The organism is Salinibacterium sp. SWN139, from assembly GCF_015864625.1.
Lineage (GTDB): Bacteria > Actinomycetota > Actinomycetes > Actinomycetales > Microbacteriaceae > Rhodoglobus.
This window is the reverse complement of the sequence record NZ_JADYWV010000003.1, coordinates 261,601-280,068: the sequence shown is the minus strand read 5'-3', so window position 1 is coordinate 280,068 and position 18,468 is coordinate 261,601. Positions and strand designations below refer to the sequence as shown.

The window sequence follows — 18,468 nt, the reverse complement described above, 5'->3', positions numbered from 1 at the left end:
ACAACTGGTCTGACCAGTACACTTGGGGCGTGTCCGATAGTGTGGCACGGTCGTCGAAGGTCGTCAACATGGGGCGCGAAATGACCGAAAACCGGCAACAATGATGTGCAAAAGGAAAGCAGATGACTGACAAAACTGGGTTCGTCGCCGTCAAACCTGTGCGCGCGTACGAAGCAATCGTGGAGCAGATCGAACAAGCGATTGCTACGCGTCAGCTCAACCCCGGGGATCGTTTGCCGAGCGAGCGGGACCTCATGGGTACCTTTGCGGTAAGCCGTGCGACCGTGCGCGAAGCCCTTCGCGTGCTCGAAAGTGGCGGGCTTGTTCGCTCGCGCCCCGGAGATCCGCGCGGACCCGAAATTCTTCAAGCGTCGCCAGCAACGTTGCACAAAGCGATGAACCGGCTGGTGCGCAGTGGCACGATCAAGCTCTCTGAACTGGTCGAATTCCGCGTCATGCTCGAAGGGGCATCCTGCACCCTTGCCGCCGAACATCGAACGCCCGAGCAGCTCGAAGAAATGCGCGCTGCCGTCGAAGCAATGGAATCAAGCATCGCCGGCGGGTCAGCAGTATTTAGCCAAGCGGATGTCGATTTTCACGCCACCGTCTGGGAAGCAAGCCACAACCAACTCATGCAGATTTGCGGCGATGCGGCGCGCGGCGCACTCGTTGATTTGGTCAATGACCGGATCGACAGCGCTCCTGACTCCGGTGCGCAAATGAAGCTCTCGCTCGCCCACGACTACGAAATCTTCAACGCCATCGAAGCCCAGGACGGCGCTCGGGCTGGGCAACTCGCCCGCACCTTCGTCATTGAGTATTACGGCGAAATGATCGAGCACGGCGATCGCAATGGCCTCGCTCTTCTGGGAGACGCGAAAGCGTAGCGCTGAGTTCGACGGCTACCTTCGCAGTCAGCAATCTAGGCTGTGCTGCATGAAGATCTTGAGCGCGCGAAAAGCACCCCGCAACTGGCACCGAGCCCACAACGATTCGCTCACCACTGGTCAACGAGCCGCCGATCGACTGCGCAACTCGATGGGCAGTTGGGCGTTCGTCATCAGCTTTATGGCATTCATGCTGATTTGGGCGGCGGTCAATTCCCTCACGGCGGCAACGTGGGACCCGTATCCCTACATTCTGCTCAACCTGTTCTTGAGCATGTTGGCGGGCCTTCAAGGCGCGATTCTGCTTATCGCGGCTAAGCGACAGGACAGCATCTCAGCCGCGCTCGCCCAACACGACTACGACGTGGATGCCGCCGCAAAAGCCGACATCGAAGAAGTGTTCGCGCTCAACCAGCAGCAGTCGATTGTGATCGCGGAGCTGCACGAAATTCTGAAACGCCTCGATGAGGATCGCGCGGCGTGGATCAGCGTGCGCGAGAAGCTCGGCGAAGATTCGACTCCATCGGCCTAGCGCGCTGCGCCCGGCCGGACCTGCTCCAGCGTCGGACTAGCGCCCCGCGCGACGGGACGAGATAACCCCGGTGTCGAAACCCATGAGGTTGAGGCCGCCGTTGAAGCGTGCGTGTTCTACCTTGAGGCAGCGGTCCATGACGATGGTGAGCCCCTGCGATTCGGCGTAGACGGCAGCTTCTTCATTCCAAATTCCGAGCTGCACCCACACGGTCGGATTCTGGCCATGCAGTGCTCCGATCGCGAGTACGTCCTCGATGACGGCGGGGATGTCGCTGGCTTTGCGAAACACGTCGACGATGTCGGGCACTTCGGGCAGCGACGCAAGGTCGGGGTATGCCTTCTGGCCCAGAATCGTGTCGGCGTTGGGGTTCACGAAATACACCCGGTAGTCGGTGGACTGCAGCAGGTAGGTGCCCACGAAATAGCTCGACCGCGAGGGATTGGGGGAGGCCCCCACAATCGCAATCGACTTGGCGCCGCGCAGGATGGCGGCACGTTTTTTGGCATCCGGTCCCACCCACGTGCGCTGCGACTTGAGCAGCTTGGCGAGCGGGGAACTGGCGGGCAGATCACAGGTGAGCCCGTTGCTGAGCTGGGTGGTCTGCACTTCTTCTGACGACATCCTTAGCCCTTCACTGCGGTGGTCAATGCCTGATCGAGATCGGCGATGATGTCTTCGGGGTCTTCGATTCCGACGCTGATGCGCACAACGCCGGGCAATACGCCGCCGTCGATGAGTTGCTGCTCGGTGAGCTGCGCATGCGTCGTTGATGCGGGATGAATCACGAGCGTTTTTGCATCACCAATGTTGGCAAGGTGGCTGGCCAGCTCAACGCTCTCGATGAACTTCTGGCCGACGGCCCGGCTGTTCTGCGTTCCCGCGCCGCGAACCTCGAACGAGAACACCGAACCGGCACCCTTGGGCAAATATTTCTGCGCTCGCTCGAAATGCGGATGCCCCGGCAGGCCAGCCCAGTACACGGTTTCGATGCGCGGGTCGGCCTCGAGCCACTCGGCAACGATGCGCGCGTTGTCGACGTGAGCTTGCATCCGGAAAGGGAGGGTCTCAACGCCGGTCGCGAGTAACCAGGCCGAGTGCGGAGCAAGGGCGGGCCCAATGTCGCGCAATTGCTCAGCGCGCAGTCGGGTGAGGAAGGCGTATTCCCCAAAGTTACCGCTCCAGTTGAGGCCGCCATAGCTGGGAACAGGCTCATCGAAGAGGGGGAAGTGCTCGTTGGCCCAGTCGAAGCGGCCGCTCTCGACAACGACGCCGCCGAGAGTGGTGCCCGCGCCGCCAAGAAACTTGGTGGCCGAGTGAGTCACAATATCGGCGCCCCACTCGATTGGGCGGCTCAAATACGGGGTCGCGACCGTCGAATCGATCACGAGAGGAATGTTGTGGGCATGAGCGACCTCGGCAAGGCCCTCAATGTCGGCGATCTCGCCGGAGGGGTTCGCGATGGTCTCCGCAAAGATCAGCTTCGTCTTTGGGGTGATGGCCGCCGCATAGTCGGCAGGGTCGGAAGAGCGCACAAACGTGGTCTCGACCCCGAAACGGCGCAGCGTGACATCCAATTGCGTAATCGAACCGCCATAGAGATTGGCACTCGAGACAATGTGATCGCCAGCACCTGCGAGAGCCGCAAAGGTGATGAATTGCGCGCTCAGTCCACTGCCGGTGGCCACGGCGCCGAGGCCGCCCTCGAGCGAAGCGACGCGCTCTTCAAAACTTGCGACCGTCGGATTGGCCAGCCGGGAATAGATGTTGCCGTACTTTTGCAGAGCGAAGCGGGCGGCGGCATCCGCGGTGTCGTCAAAGACGTAGGCACTGGTCTGATAGATCGGCAGAGCGCGAGCGCCCGTCGCCGCATCAGGGATGTTGCCCGCGTGAATTGCACGCGTGCGGAAACCATAGTCGCGATCAGCCATGGCTTCAGGCTACAGAAACGGATGCCGCCAGCGGTCTTTCGGCGTAACAGAACGCCACGAAAGTGGTCGGTCTAGATCCACGTCGGCAGCCACCAGCGCAGCCGCAGCAGGTCGTAGTCGATGGTTTGGCCGGTCCAGAGCGGCCAGAAGAACACGCTGACCGCGATGGCGACGACGACAAAGACGGCCACGACGCCGAGCCCGCTCGTTCGTCGATAGCGGTCGTCGTCGCGGCTGCCGATGATCACCCCGAGCGCCGCCACAAGCGCCAGTATCAGGTACGGCTCGAACACGATTGTGTAGAACTGGAACACGGTGCGGTTCAGGTAGAGCAACCACGGCAGGTAGCCGGCGGCGACGCCCATCAGAATGAAGCCGGTCTGCCACTGGCGGTAGCGCACCAGTCGGTACACGAGGTACAGCATGGCCGCGGTCGCAGCCCACCAGATGATGGGGTTGGCGATTCCAGAGATAGAGGCACCGCAGGCATCCGCGAGACAGCCGTCGTCGCCGCGGGATAGGTTTTCGTAGAACATGCTCGTGGGCCGGATAAGCAGTAGCCAGGTCAGCGGGTTTGCCTGATACGGATGTGGTCGGCTCTCGCCCACGTGATAGCTGTACACGCTCGATTGAAAGTGCCACAGGCTTTGCAGGTCGAGAGGCACCCAGCTGAGAGCGCCGGTCCAGGCGTTGCCGTCACTTTCGGCCCAGTTGCGGTCGTAGCCGTTGTCGCTGATGAACCAGCCCGTCCACGTGCTGAGGTACACCAGTAGCGCAATCGGCACGGTCAGGAGGAAGCTGACGGGGGCTTGCTTGAAGAGGGTGCCGGAGCCCCAGAAGATGATGCCGGCCTGGCGGCGAGCGAGGGCATCCACCACCAGGCTGTAGACGGCGAAAGCGGCCAAGAAGTAAAGGCCGTTCCATTTAACGGCGGCGGCAAGCCCGAAGGCGACGGCGGCGAGGATGAGCCACGGGCGCCACCACAACGCAGGCCCCCATTCGGTGCTCTTGCCGCGGAGCCCGCGGCGACTAATCCACACTGCCAGCCGCGTGGCCGATTGCTCGCGATCGAGCAGCATGGCGCCGACCCCGAGCAGGGCAAAAATCATCACAAAGTTGTCGAGCAACGCGACCCGGCTCATGACAATCGCGTTGCCATCGATCGCCATCAGAAGCCCGGCGAGAGTCGCCAGCAGGGTGGAGCCAAACAGTTTCTTGGCGATCAGCATGAGCACCATGACCGCGAGAATGCCGACGATGGCGGTCGCAATACGCCACCCGAATGGATCTTCGCCTCCGCCCGGCAGCATGCCCAACCCGATCAGCCACTTGCCGAGCGGCGGATGCACCACAAACGACGGGTCGTTCAGAAAGATGTTGACCTTGCCGCTGTTGAACAGGGCATCCGCTTCGGCTGGCCACTGTGCCTCGTAGCCGAGGTTCACGAGCGTCCACGAATCCTTCACATAAAAGGTCTCGTCAAATACCAACGACGACGGATGCCCGAGGCCCACCAGTCGCGTGAATGCCGCGATCAGCACCACAATCGCCGGCCCAGCCCAGCCGAGCCAGCGCCGGGTCAGTGGACTTCGCGCCGCCCACCAGTGATCGAGCCTCGAGCCCTCGTCGGCGGCATAGTGGCGGCCAGAGGCCTCCGAAACTGAGGCAGCATCGGTATTTTCCAGCGCCCTCGCCGACGACTCGTCCGACAGGATGTCGTCGAAGTCGCGCGGGTTCGTCTGGCTCACTCGGCAATCGTACTCAGCGCGGAGCGATCGTGGGGTGCAGTGAAGGTCTGCCAGATCCAGTCGGCGGCGGTGCTGGCGGAGGGGCGCGGAGTCATGGCGAGCCACACCTCGATGATTCCGAAGGTGGCGCCGGTGACGCTGGCGCTCGCGATGTCGAGGCCGAGTCCTTCAGGGGCTGCGGGGTCGTGGTCGATGATTCCTTGGCGCACAAAGAGGTTGAGGCGGGCGCGCAAGCGGGCGGCAACGAGGGCTGAACCGCGGGGACCGAGGGCGCTTGTGTACACGGCGGCGTTGGCGTCGACGTGAGAGAGATAGCTGAGCAGTGCGGGCGGCGGAGTGGGGCTGAGGGGGTCGAGGTCGGCCAGCTGAACCCCGGCGTCATCGGCGGCAGCTTCGATCGCGAAGGCGAGCAGTGTCTCTTTATCGGAGTAGTGCTGGTAGAAGCTGCTGCGGTTTACGCCCGCACGTTCCACGATCTGGTTGACGGTAACTTCGTCAAAGGGGTGCTCTTGAGTGAGGGCAAAGAGGGCGTGTTGCAGGCTTTGCCGGGTTCGTTCGACGCGAGCATCCATCCGTCGATCATGGCAGAGATACCCCGCAAAGGGGTGAGTTTTCCGACAAGTGTTGGAAAACTCAGGCTAGGAGACTTAGGCTGGTGTCTGGCCCGAAGACGTGCTCGTTTTTGTGTTCCCGACGAGAGGTTTTCTTCAGCATGGCTGAACTCCTGTACCGCCTTGGCCGCCTATCGGCTCGCCGCGCTTGGCTCTTCATCATCAGCTGGCTCGCCGTTCTCGGTCTCGCTGGCGCTGCCTTCGCGGTTTTCGGCGGCACTCTGTCGTCGACCATGACTATTCCCGGCACGGAAACTGAACGTGTTGCCGACGAACTCACCGAGCAACTCGGTGACGTTGGTGGCATCTCCGCCACGGTCGTCTTTGGTTCAGAAGATGGCAGCGCCTTCTCCGCCGAACAACAGGGCGACATCACGGATGCCCTCGCCGAGCTCACTTCGCAGAACAATGTCAGCGACGTTATCGACCCCTTCGAGACCAATGCCCAGCGCGACGATCAAGCGCAAGAAATCATGGACGGTCGCGAGCAGATCGACGCCGGCAAGCAGCAGCTAGTGGATGGCCAGGCTCAGTTGGATGCCGCAGCCACCGAACTCGAAGCCGGTCAAACTCAACTCGATGCTGCGATTGAGCAGGCTCAAGCCGCGGGCTTCTATGAGGCATCCGTCGATCAATTCAATGCCCAGCAAGCACAGATCGATGCCGGGTTGGCTGAGATCGACACCCAGCAGGCCACGATTGACGAGAACACTGCGCTGCTGGCCGAACAAGAGGAGCAACTCGGCTTCGGCGAGCGTCTCATGGATGCCGCATCCGAGATCAGCCTCGTCTCTACCGACGGTGCGACGGCTCTCGGACTCATCACCTTCGACAGCGAGCTCCTCGACATTCCCGGAGACACGAAGACAGCGATTGCGGATGAGCTCGACGCGATCGACATTGACGGAGTGACGGTCGATTATTCGTCATCCATCACTACGTCGACCGATGGTCTGTTGGGCGTCGGTGAGCTTATCGGTGTTCTGTTGGCCGGCATCGTCTTGCTCGTGTTGTTCCGTTCGTTCTTGCCCGCAACGCTGCCGATCGTCTCCTCGATCATTGGCGTTGGAGTGGGCGTCGCAGGCTCGCTCGCCTTCTCCGGAGTCGTCGATATGACCTCCGTCACCCCGATTCTGGGCGTGATGCTCGGCCTCGCAGTCGGTATCGACTACACGCTCTTCATTGTGCAGCGCCACCGCCGCCAACTCGCGGCGGGCATGGATCTCCATGAGTCGATCGGTCTCGCCAATGGCACCTCCGGCAACGCGGTGTTGTTTGCCGGGTCGACAGTTCTTGTCGCCCTGCTCGCGCTCAATGTGAGCGGTATCCCATTCCTGGGCGTTATGGGCACCGTGGGCGCGGTCTGCGTTTTCATCTCTGTGCTGATTGCTGTGAGCCTCACACCAGCCCTGCTGGCATTGCTGGGCAAGCGAGTTCTTTCTCGCAAGGCCCGAGCCAATATTGGTCATGAGTCGCATACGCTCCCGCCCGCCCGCGCCATGCGCACGAGTCGCGCTGTGGTCATGCTGATCGTGGCGACGCTCGGTCTGTTGATCGTGGCCATCCCGGCGCTTTCGATGCGCCTAGGGCTCCCGGATGGTTCGTCAGAGCCCGCCGATTCGACGCAGTACCGCACCTACACGACGATCGCCGAAGAATTCGGAGCGGGCCAAAACGGTACCCTCCTGGTGACCGCCACTCTTCCCGCCCCCGTGGCGGAAGAGGATGAACTTGAGACTCAAGCGGATCTCGCTGACCAGTTGTTGGCGGTTGACGGTGTTGTGGCTGTCGCCCCGATCGGCGTCTCGGATAGTTCGGACTACTTCGCGTTCCAAGTCATCCCTGTCGATGGGCCGTCGAGTGAATCGACGGGTGCTCTCGTTCACGAACTGCGCGACAGCTCGCCACTCGCGGGAAACATCGAGCTCGGTGTGGCTGGCTCGGCCAGCGGAAACATCGACATCTCCGAGAAGCTGGCTGATGTGCTGCCGCTCTACCTCGCGGTTGTTATTGGGCTGTCGTTGATCATCCTGATTCTGGTGTTCCGTTCGCTGCTCGTGCCGGTGATCGCGACCGCGGGTTACGTGCTGTCGTTGTTGGCGGCGTTCGGTGCAATGGTCGCCGTGTACCAGTGGGGTTGGCTGGGGGCGCTCTTCGGCGTGACCGACCCTGGCCCGCTGCTGAACTTTGCCCCGATCATCATCATGGGTGTGCTGTTCGGCCTCGCCATGGACTACCAACTGTTCCTTGTCTCGGGAATGCGCGAAGCCTACATCCACGGTGTGCCGGCTAAGGCTGCCGTCATGAGCGGTCTCCGCAGTGGTCGTGCCGTCGTCACCGCCGCAGCGATCATCATGATTGCCGTCTTCGGAGGCTTCGTCTTCTCGCACCTCGCGATCGTTCGCCCGCTTGGCTTCGGTCTCGCCGTCGGTGTGCTCTTTGACGCCTTTGTCGTGCGGATGATGTTGGTTCCGGCCCTGATGCACCTGTTCGGCAAGTCGGTGTGGTGGTTGCCTCGCTGGCTTGACCGCATCCTGCCCAGTGTGGACGTCGAGGGCTCAGCCCTCGAGCGTAGCCATCCGATGCACGCTGCTGATCCGCATGACACCAGCGATGGTGCAGCGCCTGCTGCCGCAGCGCCCGAATCATCGGAGCGCTAAGAACTCACGATCGCTCCCGCTGCCCGGGGAGGCTTCCGCTACAGCGGGGTCTCTTCGGGCAGTAGTGCGTTCGGGCCCGCCCCGGGCGCACCCGGCACGCGGGATGCCGCCCGAACTGCCCCGATGGAGGCCGCGATCACGAGGGCGATTCCCGCTCCCTGCACGAGGGTGATGCTTTGCCCGAGCACGAAGAAGCCAGCCCCGGTCGCGATAGCGGGAGCCAGTGCCATGAGCACCGAGAATGCGGCAGCAGAGATGCGCCGCAACGCGATGAGTTCGAGGGCGTAGGGGATCGCTGACGAACAGATGGCGACCGCGAGGCCGCGCACCAGAATCGATGGTTCCAGCAGAGTGCTTCCGGCCTGCGAGATGCCGAAGGGGAGGCTGATGATCGCGCCGATTGCCATGGCGATCGCGAGGCCATCCAAGCCGGCAAAGACTTGACCGGTTTTGCGGGACGCCAAAATGTAGCCCGCCCATGACACGGCGGCGGCGAGCGCGAAGGCAACGCCGACGGGGTCGAGGGCGCCGACGCTGCCAAGGCTGAGCAGGGCGACCCCGGCGAAGGCGAGTACCGCCCACAGCCAGGCGCTGGCCCGGCGGGCAACGATGACGGAAAGTACGAGGGGGCCGAGAACCTCAATCGTGACGGTCGCGCCGAGGTCAACGCGCGAGAGTGCTTCGTAGAACAGCAGGTTCATGCCGCCAAGCGAAATGCCGAATATCAAGGCCATGAGCCAGGCACGCTTCGAGATGGCGCGCAGGTTGGGGCGGGCAATCGCCAGCAGAATCGCGGCCGAGAAAACGAGGCGCAGCGACACCATTCCGGCGGGGCCGACTTCGGGGAACAGCAGCACCGCTACCGAAGCGCCGACATCCTGAAAGATCAGGCCCAACACCACGAGCATGACAGCACCCAGCGGTGTTCCCCTCAAGGGCGGACGAGTCGACATAGTGCAACCCTACGACCTCAGTAGGGGTGATCTGCGCGCGAAAGAGAGCCGAATTCTGCGCTCGCAGTGCGGGTGGGAGAATGGCCGAGTGATCATTCTTGCGGCGACTCCCATCGGCAACCTTGGCGACGCGTCTCAGCGCCTCATCGAGGCCCTCACGAACGCTGAGGTGATCGCGAGCGAAGACACCCGCACGACCATCCATCTCATGCGCGCTCTCGGCATCGACAACCGGCCGCGGCTCATCCCGCTGCACGAACACAACGAGTCAGAAAAGGCCGCCGAGATCGTCGAGTTGGCTCGCGACGCCGATGTTCTCGTTCTCAGCGATGCGGGGATGCCCGCCATTAGTGATCCCGGATTCCCTCTCGTTTCAGCCGCTGCCGCTGCCGGAGTCACCGTCACTGCTCTGCCCGGACCGAGTGCAGTCCTCACCGCCCTCGCTGTCTCGGGCCTGCCGACCGACCGATTCAGCTTCGAAGGATTTCTGCCGCGCAAGGGCCGCGTCGCCTACTTTCGCACCCTCGCTCGCGAAGAGCGCACGATGGTGTTTTTCGAGAGCCCCAACCGTTTGCCCGCGGCGCTCGCCGACCTCGCCACCGCCCTCGGCGATGACCGTCGCGCGGTAGTCTGCCGCGAGCTCACGAAAATGTATGAAGAGGTTGCTCGGGGCACCGCCGCCGAGCTCGCGGCCAAGTTCAAAGACGGAGCTCGGGGCGAAATCTGTCTCGTTGTCGAGGGTGCGCCGCCCGCGACCTCCGATCTCCCCACCGCAGTCACTTACGTGCTCGCGCTGGTCGCCGATGGTGCCCGCCTGAAAGACGCGGCAACTGAAGTGGCCGAGCAAACCGGGCTCAGCAAGCGCGAACTCTACGAAGCGGCCTTGCGCTCCAAGCCGTAACCTCGCGGATCGATCCGACGACCAACCCACCGCTGAAGCGAAGGATCGTTGTCACCGTGAGCGGTTTAGGCCGCTGACTCGCACGCAACCATCAATTCGTGGTGGTCTTGAGTGAGCGCCTTCTTTGTTGCTCCGAGGAAGATCAATCCGACCACGCTCATGAGACGTGCCCCGAAGGTGAGCGGTGTCATCGTGAAGCGGTAGTCCATCCGAGTTCCACCGTGACTCGGCGTGAATAGGTACACGCTCTGGTAGTGCATGCCGTGCGACTGCGCATCGACGGTGTACGACACATCCTGCTCACACGCGGTCACCCACATCACTTCGGTGGCTTCTTTTCCCGCAAACACGCGGGTCTCACGCCACTTTGTGCCGACAGCGAGCTGCGCAGGGCCCTCGAGTACTTCGAGGGAAAGGATGCCGCTGACTCGGGAGGGTGTGTTGTCGAGATCAGTGAAAATCTCGAAGACGCGTTCCGTCGGCGCCTCAATATGCACGCTTTCGGTGATCTTCATTGAATCTCCCTCATTCGACGCCTCGACGTGTAGCTCTCGGCGAACGAGCGGCAGCGTTGCGTAGATGAAGCCTACGACGTTATGCCGCGACGGGCACCTGCGCATCCGCGTCAGTGACAGTGCTGCTCTTGCGCACGAAGCGCTTGAGGGCGACGACGATGAGGGCGGTAACGACGGTTCCAGCGGCAATCGCGAGCAGGAACATCGGGAACGGGTTGATGGCGAAGAACACGAAAACACCACCGTGCGGTGCCTGCGAGGTGACTCCGGCGGCCATGATGATTCCACCCGTGACAGCGCTACCGATGGCACTCGCGGGGATCACGCGCAGCGGGTCAGCAGCAGCAAACGGGATGGCGCCCTCCGAGATGAACGAAGCGCCGAGCAACCAGGCTGCCTTGCCGTTTTCTTTCTCGACGGGCGAGAACAGACGGCGAGCGAGCACGGTGGAGGCGAGAGCCATCGCGAGAGGCGCAACCATTCCCGATGCCATGACGGCGGCCATGATCATCCACGGTGCTTGGTTGTCGATTGCACCGGCACCGAGACCAGCGACAGCAAAGGCGTACGCGACCTTGTTCACGGGCCCACCGAGGTCGAAGCCCATCATGGCTCCCAGAATGAGACCAAGGACGACAGCGGATGCACCGGTGAGGCCGTTGAGGAAGTTGTTCAGAGCAACGGTGAGCGACGCAATCGGTCCGCCGAGGATCAGCACCATGAGGCCGGAGGCGAAGATCGACGCCAGCAGCGGGATCACGACGACGGGCATGAGGCCGCGGAACCAGGCCGCGGTCTTGCGCTGAGCGAGCCAATGAGCGGCAACACCGGCGAGGAGTCCACCGACGATTCCGCCGAGGAAGCCAGCACCCATGAGGCCAGCGACGGCTCCGGCGGTGAAACCGGGGGCGATGCCGGGGCGATCAGCAATCGCATAGGCGATGTAACCGGCAAGGGCGGGTACGAGGAAGCCCATTGAGGCGGCACCGATCTGGAAGGCCGCAGCACCGAGGTAGGCAGCGACTCCGCCATCGGGCAGGTTCCACAGGCTGTTCTGGGTGACGATGTCGGCCGCGGTGTCGGTGATGAGGTACCCACCGAGCAGGAAGCCAAGCGCGATCAGCAGACCACCACCGGCGACGAACGGAATCATGTAACTCACACCGGTGAGCAGAGCGCGCTTCACCGTCTGCCCGAAGTGCTCATCGGAGGTGTTGCTCGTGCTTTCGCTGGCTGCTTCGCTACCGGCGACGTGAGCAGCGTTGGGGTCGCTGGCAGCGGCAAGGGCTTCCGCGATCATCGCGTCTGGTGCATCAATGCCGCGCTTCACGGGCGACTGCACGAGAGCCTTGCCGGCGAAGCGGGCTTTGTCACGAACATCCACATCGACAGCAAAGATGACAGCGGATGCCGCAGCAATAACCGCAGGATCCAGCGGCGTTGCCCCCGACGAACCCTGAGTCTCGACGTGGAGTTCCACGCCAGCACGTTCTGCGGCGGCGGCGAGTGAATCGGCGGCCATGTAGGTGTGGGCGATGCCAGTGGGGCACGCGGTGACAGCGACGAGCACGGGGCGTGCGGCGCCGTCGGTGCCAGCGGTAGCGGTAGCGTCGCCAGCGCTAGTAGCGCGGCCACCGCCAGCAGCAGCAGGCGCAGCCTTCTCTTCCGGCGCTGTGGCTTGCTCCACGAGCGCAACGATGTCTTCGCGGGTTTTCGCAGCGCGCAAGCTATCAACGAATTCGGGGTTCACGAGCGAGCGAGCGAGGGCCGAGAGAACCGTGAGGTGTTCTTGGTCGGCGCCGGCGGGGGCGGCGATCAAGAAGATGAGGTCGGCGGGAGCATCCGCGGCACCAAAGTCAACGGCAGGCGTGAGGCGTGCCATCACGAGGGTTGCTTCGGTAACGGCTTCGGAACGGCAGTGAGGAATCGCGATACCGCCAGGAACTCCGGTATCGGTCAGTTGCTCACGAGCCCACGCGTCGTCAAAGAGTGACTCCGCGTTCGTGGCGCGGCCCTGATCGGCGACGAGATTCGTCAGCGCGCGAATGACTCCTTCGCGGTCGGTGCCGAGATCGGCATCCAACAACACGAGGTCGGTGGTGATGAGGTGCGACATTGCTTTCTCCTTGTATCCAGCAGTGGGGATGCTGAGGTTTATGGTGCGGTGGGGCGGCTGAGTAGGTGCACGTCAGCGGCGGTGGGGGTGGTGTCTTCGGGGCTCGGCATGGTGCTGCCGGGCAGGGAGGCGGCGGCTGCTCCGTGCGCGACGGCCTGCGCGAGGCGTCGTTCGGGGGCAGCACCGCGCTGGTCGGCGAGAAGGTAACCGGCGAGGGAGGCGTCTCCGGCGCCGACGGTGCTCTTGGCCGCAACGGGCGGCATCGTCGCGCGCCAGGTCTCGACGGCGGTCACGAGAAGGGCTCCGCGTGAACCGAGGGTCGCGAGAACGGCACGGCAGCCGCGGTGCACGAGCGTGAGAGCGGCGGCGGCCGCGGCATCCGGATCGTCTTCGAAAGTGTCGGGAAGACCGGTCATTTCGGCGAGCTCTTCGGCGTTGGGCTTGATAAGGTCGACGCCAATTCCAGATTTGATGAGCGCCAGCATGGGGGCGCCGGAGGAATCGACGGCGATGCGCGGGCGCGCGGCAGCAGCCGTATCGTCAGCAGCGGCAGTGCGAATGGCTTTAATGACGCGCACATAAAAGTCGTCGCTCAGGCCGGGAGGAAGCGAGCCAGCAAGAACAACCCATTCAGCGCGGCGAGCGTGCGAGACCACAAGGTCAATGAGCGCGGCATCATCGTCAGCGGTGAGCTGCGGGCCGGGCTCGTTGATCTTGGTGGTCGTGCCATCCGGCTCAGTGATCGTCACGTTGGAGCGCACGCGACCCCTGATGGGCAGTCCAGCGGTCGGCGTGTGTTCGGCGCGCAACGCCACCAGCATGGGGTCGGAGTCATCTCCCGGAAGCACGGCAACCGTGTCAAGGCCCGAAGCGATGAGTGCCCGCGAGACGTTGACACCCTTGCCGCCCGGCTGCTCGCTGCTCGAGACCGAGCGCTGTACTTCGCCGCGATCCAGAGCAGCCGCGAGTTCGATCGTGCGATCGAGGCTGGGGTTGGCCGTAACAGTGACGATCATGCGATCACCATTTCGACATCCGCGCGCTCGAGGGCACCGGTGAGGTCATCGTCGGGCGACTGCTCCGTGATGATCGTGTCGACCTCTGCGAGCGCGGCGAAGCTCATGAGCGTTTCAATGCCGAGCTTCGAACTGTCAACGAGGGCAATAGCGCGGCGCGAACCCCGCGTGAGAGCACTTTTGACGGCAGCCTCGTCGGGGTCAGGGGTGCTGAAGCCGAAGTCGGCGTGCAGGCCATTGGCGCCTACAAAAGCAATATCGGGGCGGATGCTCGCCAGCTGGTTTAGGGTTGTCGCTCCCACCGCAACGCCCGTGATGCCTCGCAGCCGACCTCCGACGACCTGAACGTCGATGTGCGGGTTCTCGCTGACAATGGCGGCAATGAAAATGGAGTGGGTGATAACCGTGAGGGAGCCTGCGGATGTCTCGGGCACCCAGCGTGCGAGCTGCTGAGCAAGACGGCTCGTGGTCGTTCCGCCATCGATACTGATCGCGCCGGTAAAGCTGGACGGAATAAGGGCCATCGCGGCCACCGCAATGCGTTCTTTCGCGTCGGCGTTGCGATCGGTGCGGGCGGCAACGCTTTCTTCTACCCGACTGATCCGTGCCGCCGAGACCGCTCCTCCGTGCACGCGGCGCAATACGCCTCGTGCTTCGAGCTGGTCGAGGTCTCGACGGACCGTTTCGCTTGACACTTTGAACGTGCGAGCGAGGTCGATTACGGCGACGCGACCGGCTTCAGCAAGCTTGCCCTCTATGTGCTGTTGCCGCTCTTCTGCGTACATTCCGTGATCCCCTTTGACTATCAACGCACCCGACTGCGTTTCTGCGAGGCTACGCCTGTTAGCGGGGCAATGCAACACAAATGCAGAAAAAACCACACGTTCCCACATCGGGGGAGCGGTGCATCCGACTCCCGACGTGATCTCGGCCCGTCACCGCTGCGCTCAGAGCGCGCTCGGCGTAACGGACCGACACAGGCGAATAGAATAGGGGCATGTCTGCCGGCGACTCCTTCTATATTGCGACGCCCATTTTCTATGTGAACGACGTTCCCCACATTGGGCACGCCTACACGGAGGTGGCCGCCGATGTTCTCGCGCGCTGGCACCGTCAGCGGGGTGAAGACGCCTGGTTGCTCACGGGCACCGATGAGCACGGTCAAAAGATTCTGCGCACCGCCGTCGCGAACAACACGACTCCGCAAGAGTGGGCCGACCGTCTCGTCGCCGACTCCTGGCAGCCGCTGCTCGAGACGATCGACATCGCCAACGATGACTTCATTCGCACGACCGATGAGCGCCACGAGAAGGCGGTCTCGACCTTCCTGCAGCGCCTCTATGACGACGGCCACATTTATGCCGGCGAATACGAGGGCTACTACTGCGTTGGCTGCGAAGAGTACAAGCAGCTCGACGACCTCGTCACGGCCGCCGACGGAGAATACAAAGGCCAACTGGTGTGTGCGATCCACTCGCGCCCCGTTGAAATCCTCAAAGAGAAGAACTACTTCTTCCGCATGAGCGACTTCGGGCAGAAGCTGCTCGATCTTTACGAAAGCCAGCCCGACTTCGTGCAGCCCGCGAGCGTGCGCAACGAAATCGTGCAGTTCGTGAAGCAGGGGCTCGACGACCTCTCCATTTCGCGTTCCAGCTTCGACTGGGGTGTCAAGGTTCCGTGGGATGAAACCCACGTCGTGTATGTCTGGTTCGACGCCCTGCTCAACTACGTGAGCGCCATCGGCTATGGCGTCGACGACGAGCAGTTCGCGAAACGCTGGCCTGCCGTGCAACTCGTCGGAAAAGACATCGCTCGCTTCCACGCCGTTATCTGGCCCGCCATGCTCATGGCTGCCGGCCTGCCCGTGCCCCGCGCTGTCTTCGGCCACGGCTGGTTGCTCGTCGGTGGCGAGAAGATGTCCAAGTCGAAGCTCACCGGTATTGCTCCGAGCCAAATCACCGACACGTTCGGTTCGGATGCGTTCCGCTACTACTTCATGAGCGCCATCACCTTCGGCCAAGATGGCTCCTTCAGCTGGGAAGACCTGAGTGCGCGCTACCAGTCAGAGCTGGCCAACGGCTTCGGCAACCTCGCCTCGCGTGTCATTGCGATGGTGAATAAGTACTTCGATGGTGAAATTCCGACGCTCGGTGAGCTCACGGCATCCGACGAAGCGATTATTGCTACGCAGAAGCGTGCGACCGAGCAGTCGAATGCCTTCATCGACAAATTTGCGATCAACGAAGCGCTGGCCTCGGTCTGGGAGCTCGTGGATGAACTCAACGGGTACATCACCGAGCAAGAGCCGTGGGCGCTGTCGAAAGACCCCGCCAACCGCGAGCGTCTCGGCACTGTGCTGGCCACCACCGTTAACGGTCTGGGCACTCTAGCGATTCTGTTGTCGCCGGTGCTGCCGAAGGCAACTGAAAAGCTGTGGCAGGCCATTGGTGGTGTTGGTGAACTGCGCGAGCAGCGCATCGACGATGCCACGAACTGGTCGAACACTGGTCGCGTGACCGCGCTCGAATCGTCGCTGTTCCCGCGCATCGAAGTGGATGCCGAGAGCGGCACGGCGTGACCGAACCGTTCATTAGGCAGCGTCATCGCAGCGCCGACGAGAAGGCCTCTGAGAAGACGCAGTATCCGCCGCTGCCCGAGCCTCTCGAAGGCCTTGTTTACGACAACCACACCCACCTTGAGATTGCTGACGGCGGGCCCGACGGAGCGCTCGACTTCACCGAGCACCTCGCGCGCGCAGCCTCGGTCGGTGTGCGTGGCGTCGTGCAGGTTGGCACCGATGTGGCGACGAGTCGATGGTCGGCTGAGCTCGCTGCCACCAACCCTCAGGTTCTCGCCGCGGTAGCGATTCACCCGAACGATGCTCCCGAACTCGACGCAGCAGGGGAGTTGGATGCCGCGCTCGCCGTCATTGACGAACTCGCCGCGCTTCCACGCGTGCGTGCCATCGGCGAAACGGGTCTCGACTTTTTCCGTACGGATGACGCGGGCCGCCCCGCGCAATTCCGTTCTTTTGAAGAGCACATTGCGATTGCCAAGCGGCACGGCCTTGCGCTGCAGATTCACGATCGCGACGCCCATGACGAGGTCATCGAGACGCTGCTGCGCGTCGGTGCTCCCGAACGAACCGTCTTCCACTGCTTCTCGGGCGATGCGGCGATGGCGCGCATTGCCGCCGATAACGGCTGGTTTTTGTCATTCGCGGGCACGGTCACATTCAAGAACGCGGCCAACCTTCGCGAAGCGCTCTCGGTGATCGATCTCGACCGCATCATGGTCGAGACCGACGCCCCGTACCTCACACCGCATCCGCTGCGCGGGCGGCCGAATGCTCCCTACCTGATGCCGTACACGGTGCGCGCAATGGCGGCTCACCTCGAGATCACCGAGCTCGAGCTTTCGGCTCAGCTGGCCGCCACCACGGAGGCCGTTTATGGCTCGTGGGACACCGAACTTCCCGAGAATGCAGGCACGCGATGAATACTTTGCTCGGTCCCGCCGAGATCCGCGATCTCGCTGATCTGCTCGGCATCCAGCCCACCAAGAAGTTGGGCCAAAACTTTGTCATTGATCCCAACACGGTGCGCCGCATTGTGAAGGCCGCGCACGTCGTCTCGGGTGAGACGGTGGTCGAGGTCGGGCCAGGGCTGGGATCACTCACGCTCGGGTTGCTCGAGACCGGGGCATCCGTCGTCGCCGTCGAAATCGATAAGCGCTTGGCCGCCCAGTTGCCGATTACGGTCAGCCAGATGCAGCCGAATGCTCAGCTCACGGTCATCACCGACGATGCGTTGCGCGTCACCGAACTGCCCGACGAACCCCGTGTTTTCGTCGCTAACCTGCCGTACAACGTGTCAGTGCCGGTGTTGCTGCACTTCTTGGAGCACTTCGATTCGCTCGACCGTGGTCTCGTCATGGTGCAGGCCGAAGTGGGCAACCGTGTCGCGGCAGGCCCCGGCAGCAAGGTTTATGGTTCGCCGAGCATCAAGGCTGCCTGGTACGGCGAGTTCTCTACGGCCGGCCTCGTGAGCCGTCAAGTGTTCTGGCCTGTGCCCAACGTCGACTCTGTGCTCGTGCGCTTCGAACGCCGCGAACAGCCCGGCACGATCGAAGAACGCAAAGCCACCTTCGCGCTTGTGGATGCCGCCTTCCAGCAGCGTCGCAAAATGTTGCGTCAGTCGCTCTCGAGTCTGTTGGGCAGCTCGACTGCTGCCTCCGACCGTCTCATTGCGGCGGGTGTCGCGCCGACGGCTCGGGGCGAGGAGCTCACGGTGCACGATTTCCTTGCTATCGCCCGCGCTGCGTAGCGCAGCCATTCCGTTTGGTGCCGAACGACGGTAGGTTTACCTCATGTCGGAAGCAACGAACAGCGCCCCCAGTGACCGTGACGTTCTGGAAGGAACGGGGCGGCATCCCGATGAGTGGTTCGCCTTTCTCGATATGGCGGGCGCGACCAAATGGCAGCACGCCGAATTTCGCAGCTGGTTCGAAGCCAATGCCGCTCACGTGAGCACCGAGTGGGCAGAGTCGGTTACCGCGCGCTATGCGGCGGTTCGCGGACTCCACATTTCGAAGTAATT

Annotated in this window: 17 protein-coding genes; 8 read left to right on the top strand and 9 right to left on the bottom strand. The window is 62.8% G+C overall.

From position 1 onward, the window contains the following. The first annotated feature begins 122 nt into the window (after positions 1 to 122). A complete protein-coding gene (locus I6E74_RS11310) occupies positions 123 to 887 on the top strand; it encodes a FadR/GntR family transcriptional regulator (protein ID WP_197125753.1) in 765 nt (254 codons plus the stop codon). 49 nt (positions 888 to 936) lie between these two features. Next, on the top strand, positions 937 to 1,419 hold the full coding sequence (locus tag I6E74_RS11305; RefSeq protein WP_197125751.1) for a DUF1003 domain-containing protein: 483 nt from the start codon (positions 937 to 939) through the stop codon (positions 1,417 to 1,419). Between the two features lie 36 nt (positions 1,420 to 1,455). Here I6E74_RS11305 and I6E74_RS11300 read toward each other — a convergent pair whose 3' ends face one another. From I6E74_RS11300 to I6E74_RS11285, 4 genes are all read right to left on the bottom strand, one after another. Next, the gene (locus I6E74_RS11300; RefSeq protein ID WP_197125749.1) at positions 1,456 to 2,043 is read right to left on the bottom strand and encodes a CoA-binding protein; all 588 of its coding nucleotides are present in this window, start codon (positions 2,041 to 2,043) and stop codon (positions 1,456 to 1,458) included. 2 nt (positions 2,044 to 2,045) lie between these two features. After that, positions 2,046 to 3,350, bottom strand: coding sequence for an O-acetylhomoserine aminocarboxypropyltransferase/cysteine synthase family protein (locus tag I6E74_RS11295; protein ID WP_197125747.1), 1,305 nt, complete (start codon positions 3,348 to 3,350; stop codon positions 2,046 to 2,048). 71 nt (positions 3,351 to 3,421) lie between these two features. Next, positions 3,422 to 5,098, bottom strand: coding sequence for a dolichyl-phosphate-mannose--protein mannosyltransferase (locus I6E74_RS11290; protein ID WP_197125745.1), 1,677 nt, complete (start codon positions 5,096 to 5,098; stop codon positions 3,422 to 3,424). Beyond that, complete coding sequence (locus tag I6E74_RS11285; RefSeq protein ID WP_197125742.1) at positions 5,095 to 5,670, bottom strand: TetR/AcrR family transcriptional regulator; 576 nt, start codon at positions 5,668 to 5,670, stop codon at positions 5,095 to 5,097. The genes I6E74_RS11290 and I6E74_RS11285 overlap by 4 nt, the downstream gene beginning before the upstream one ends. 140 nt (positions 5,671 to 5,810) lie before the next feature. Between I6E74_RS11285 and I6E74_RS11280 the strand changes: the two genes are divergently transcribed. Then, complete coding sequence (locus I6E74_RS11280; protein ID WP_197125732.1) at positions 5,811 to 8,369, top strand: MMPL family transporter; 2,559 nt, start codon at positions 5,811 to 5,813, stop codon at positions 8,367 to 8,369. Positions 8,370 to 8,407: 38 nt separating this feature from the next. Here the strand turns inward: I6E74_RS11280 and I6E74_RS11275 are convergent, their stop codons facing one another. Further along, the gene (locus I6E74_RS11275; RefSeq protein ID WP_197126382.1) at positions 8,408 to 9,277 is read right to left on the bottom strand and encodes a DMT family transporter; all 870 of its coding nucleotides are present in this window, start codon (positions 9,275 to 9,277) and stop codon (positions 8,408 to 8,410) included. A gap of 133 nt (positions 9,278 to 9,410) precedes the next feature. On the opposite strand from I6E74_RS11275, the gene rsmI reads away from it, so the two are divergent. After that, complete coding sequence (gene rsmI / locus I6E74_RS11270) at positions 9,411 to 10,223, top strand: 16S rRNA (cytidine(1402)-2'-O)-methyltransferase (protein WP_197125730.1); 813 nt, start codon at positions 9,411 to 9,413, stop codon at positions 10,221 to 10,223. Positions 10,224 to 10,288: 65 nt separating this feature from the next. Here the strand turns inward: rsmI and I6E74_RS11265 are convergent, their stop codons facing one another. From I6E74_RS11265 to I6E74_RS11250, 4 genes are all read right to left on the bottom strand, one after another. Further along, positions 10,289 to 10,738: an SRPBCC family protein gene (locus I6E74_RS11265; RefSeq protein WP_197125728.1), complete on the bottom strand. Its 450-nt coding sequence runs from the start codon at positions 10,736 to 10,738 to the stop codon at positions 10,289 to 10,291. Positions 10,739 to 10,817: 79 nt separating this feature from the next. Next, entirely contained in the window at positions 10,818 to 12,854 is a 2,037-nt protein-coding gene (locus I6E74_RS11260) for a fructose-specific PTS transporter subunit EIIC (protein ID WP_197125726.1), read from the bottom strand. A gap of 38 nt (positions 12,855 to 12,892) precedes the next feature. Then, entirely contained in the window at positions 12,893 to 13,870 is a 978-nt protein-coding gene (locus tag I6E74_RS11255) for a 1-phosphofructokinase family hexose kinase (protein WP_197125724.1), read from the bottom strand. Beyond that, on the bottom strand, positions 13,867 to 14,655 hold the full coding sequence (locus tag I6E74_RS11250; RefSeq protein WP_197125722.1) for a DeoR/GlpR family DNA-binding transcription regulator: 789 nt from the start codon (positions 14,653 to 14,655) through the stop codon (positions 13,867 to 13,869). The genes I6E74_RS11255 and I6E74_RS11250 overlap by 4 nt, the downstream gene beginning before the upstream one ends. A gap of 212 nt (positions 14,656 to 14,867) precedes the next feature. On the opposite strand from I6E74_RS11250, the gene metG reads away from it, so the two are divergent. Genes metG through I6E74_RS11230 form a run of 4 tightly spaced genes read left to right on the top strand, consistent with a single transcriptional unit; the run spans position 14,868 to position 18,466 of the window. Next, positions 14,868 to 16,448: a methionine--tRNA ligase gene (gene metG / locus I6E74_RS11245; RefSeq protein WP_197125720.1), complete on the top strand. Its 1,581-nt coding sequence runs from the start codon at positions 14,868 to 14,870 to the stop codon at positions 16,446 to 16,448. Further along, on the top strand, positions 16,445 to 17,368 hold the full coding sequence (locus I6E74_RS11240) for a TatD family hydrolase (protein WP_197125718.1): 924 nt from the start codon (positions 16,445 to 16,447) through the stop codon (positions 17,366 to 17,368). Before metG ends, I6E74_RS11240 begins: the two co-directional genes overlap by 4 nt. Continuing rightward, a complete protein-coding gene (rsmA, locus tag I6E74_RS11235; RefSeq protein ID WP_197125717.1) occupies positions 17,365 to 18,195 on the top strand; it encodes a 16S rRNA (adenine(1518)-N(6)/adenine(1519)-N(6))-dimethyltransferase RsmA in 831 nt (276 codons plus the stop codon). Before I6E74_RS11240 ends, rsmA begins: the two co-directional genes overlap by 4 nt. Before the next feature lie 43 nt (positions 18,196 to 18,238). Continuing rightward, on the top strand, positions 18,239 to 18,466 hold the full coding sequence (locus I6E74_RS11230) for a 4-diphosphocytidyl-2C-methyl-D-erythritol kinase (RefSeq protein ID WP_197125715.1): 228 nt from the start codon (positions 18,239 to 18,241) through the stop codon (positions 18,464 to 18,466). The last annotated feature ends 2 nt before the right edge of the window (positions 18,467 to 18,468 follow it).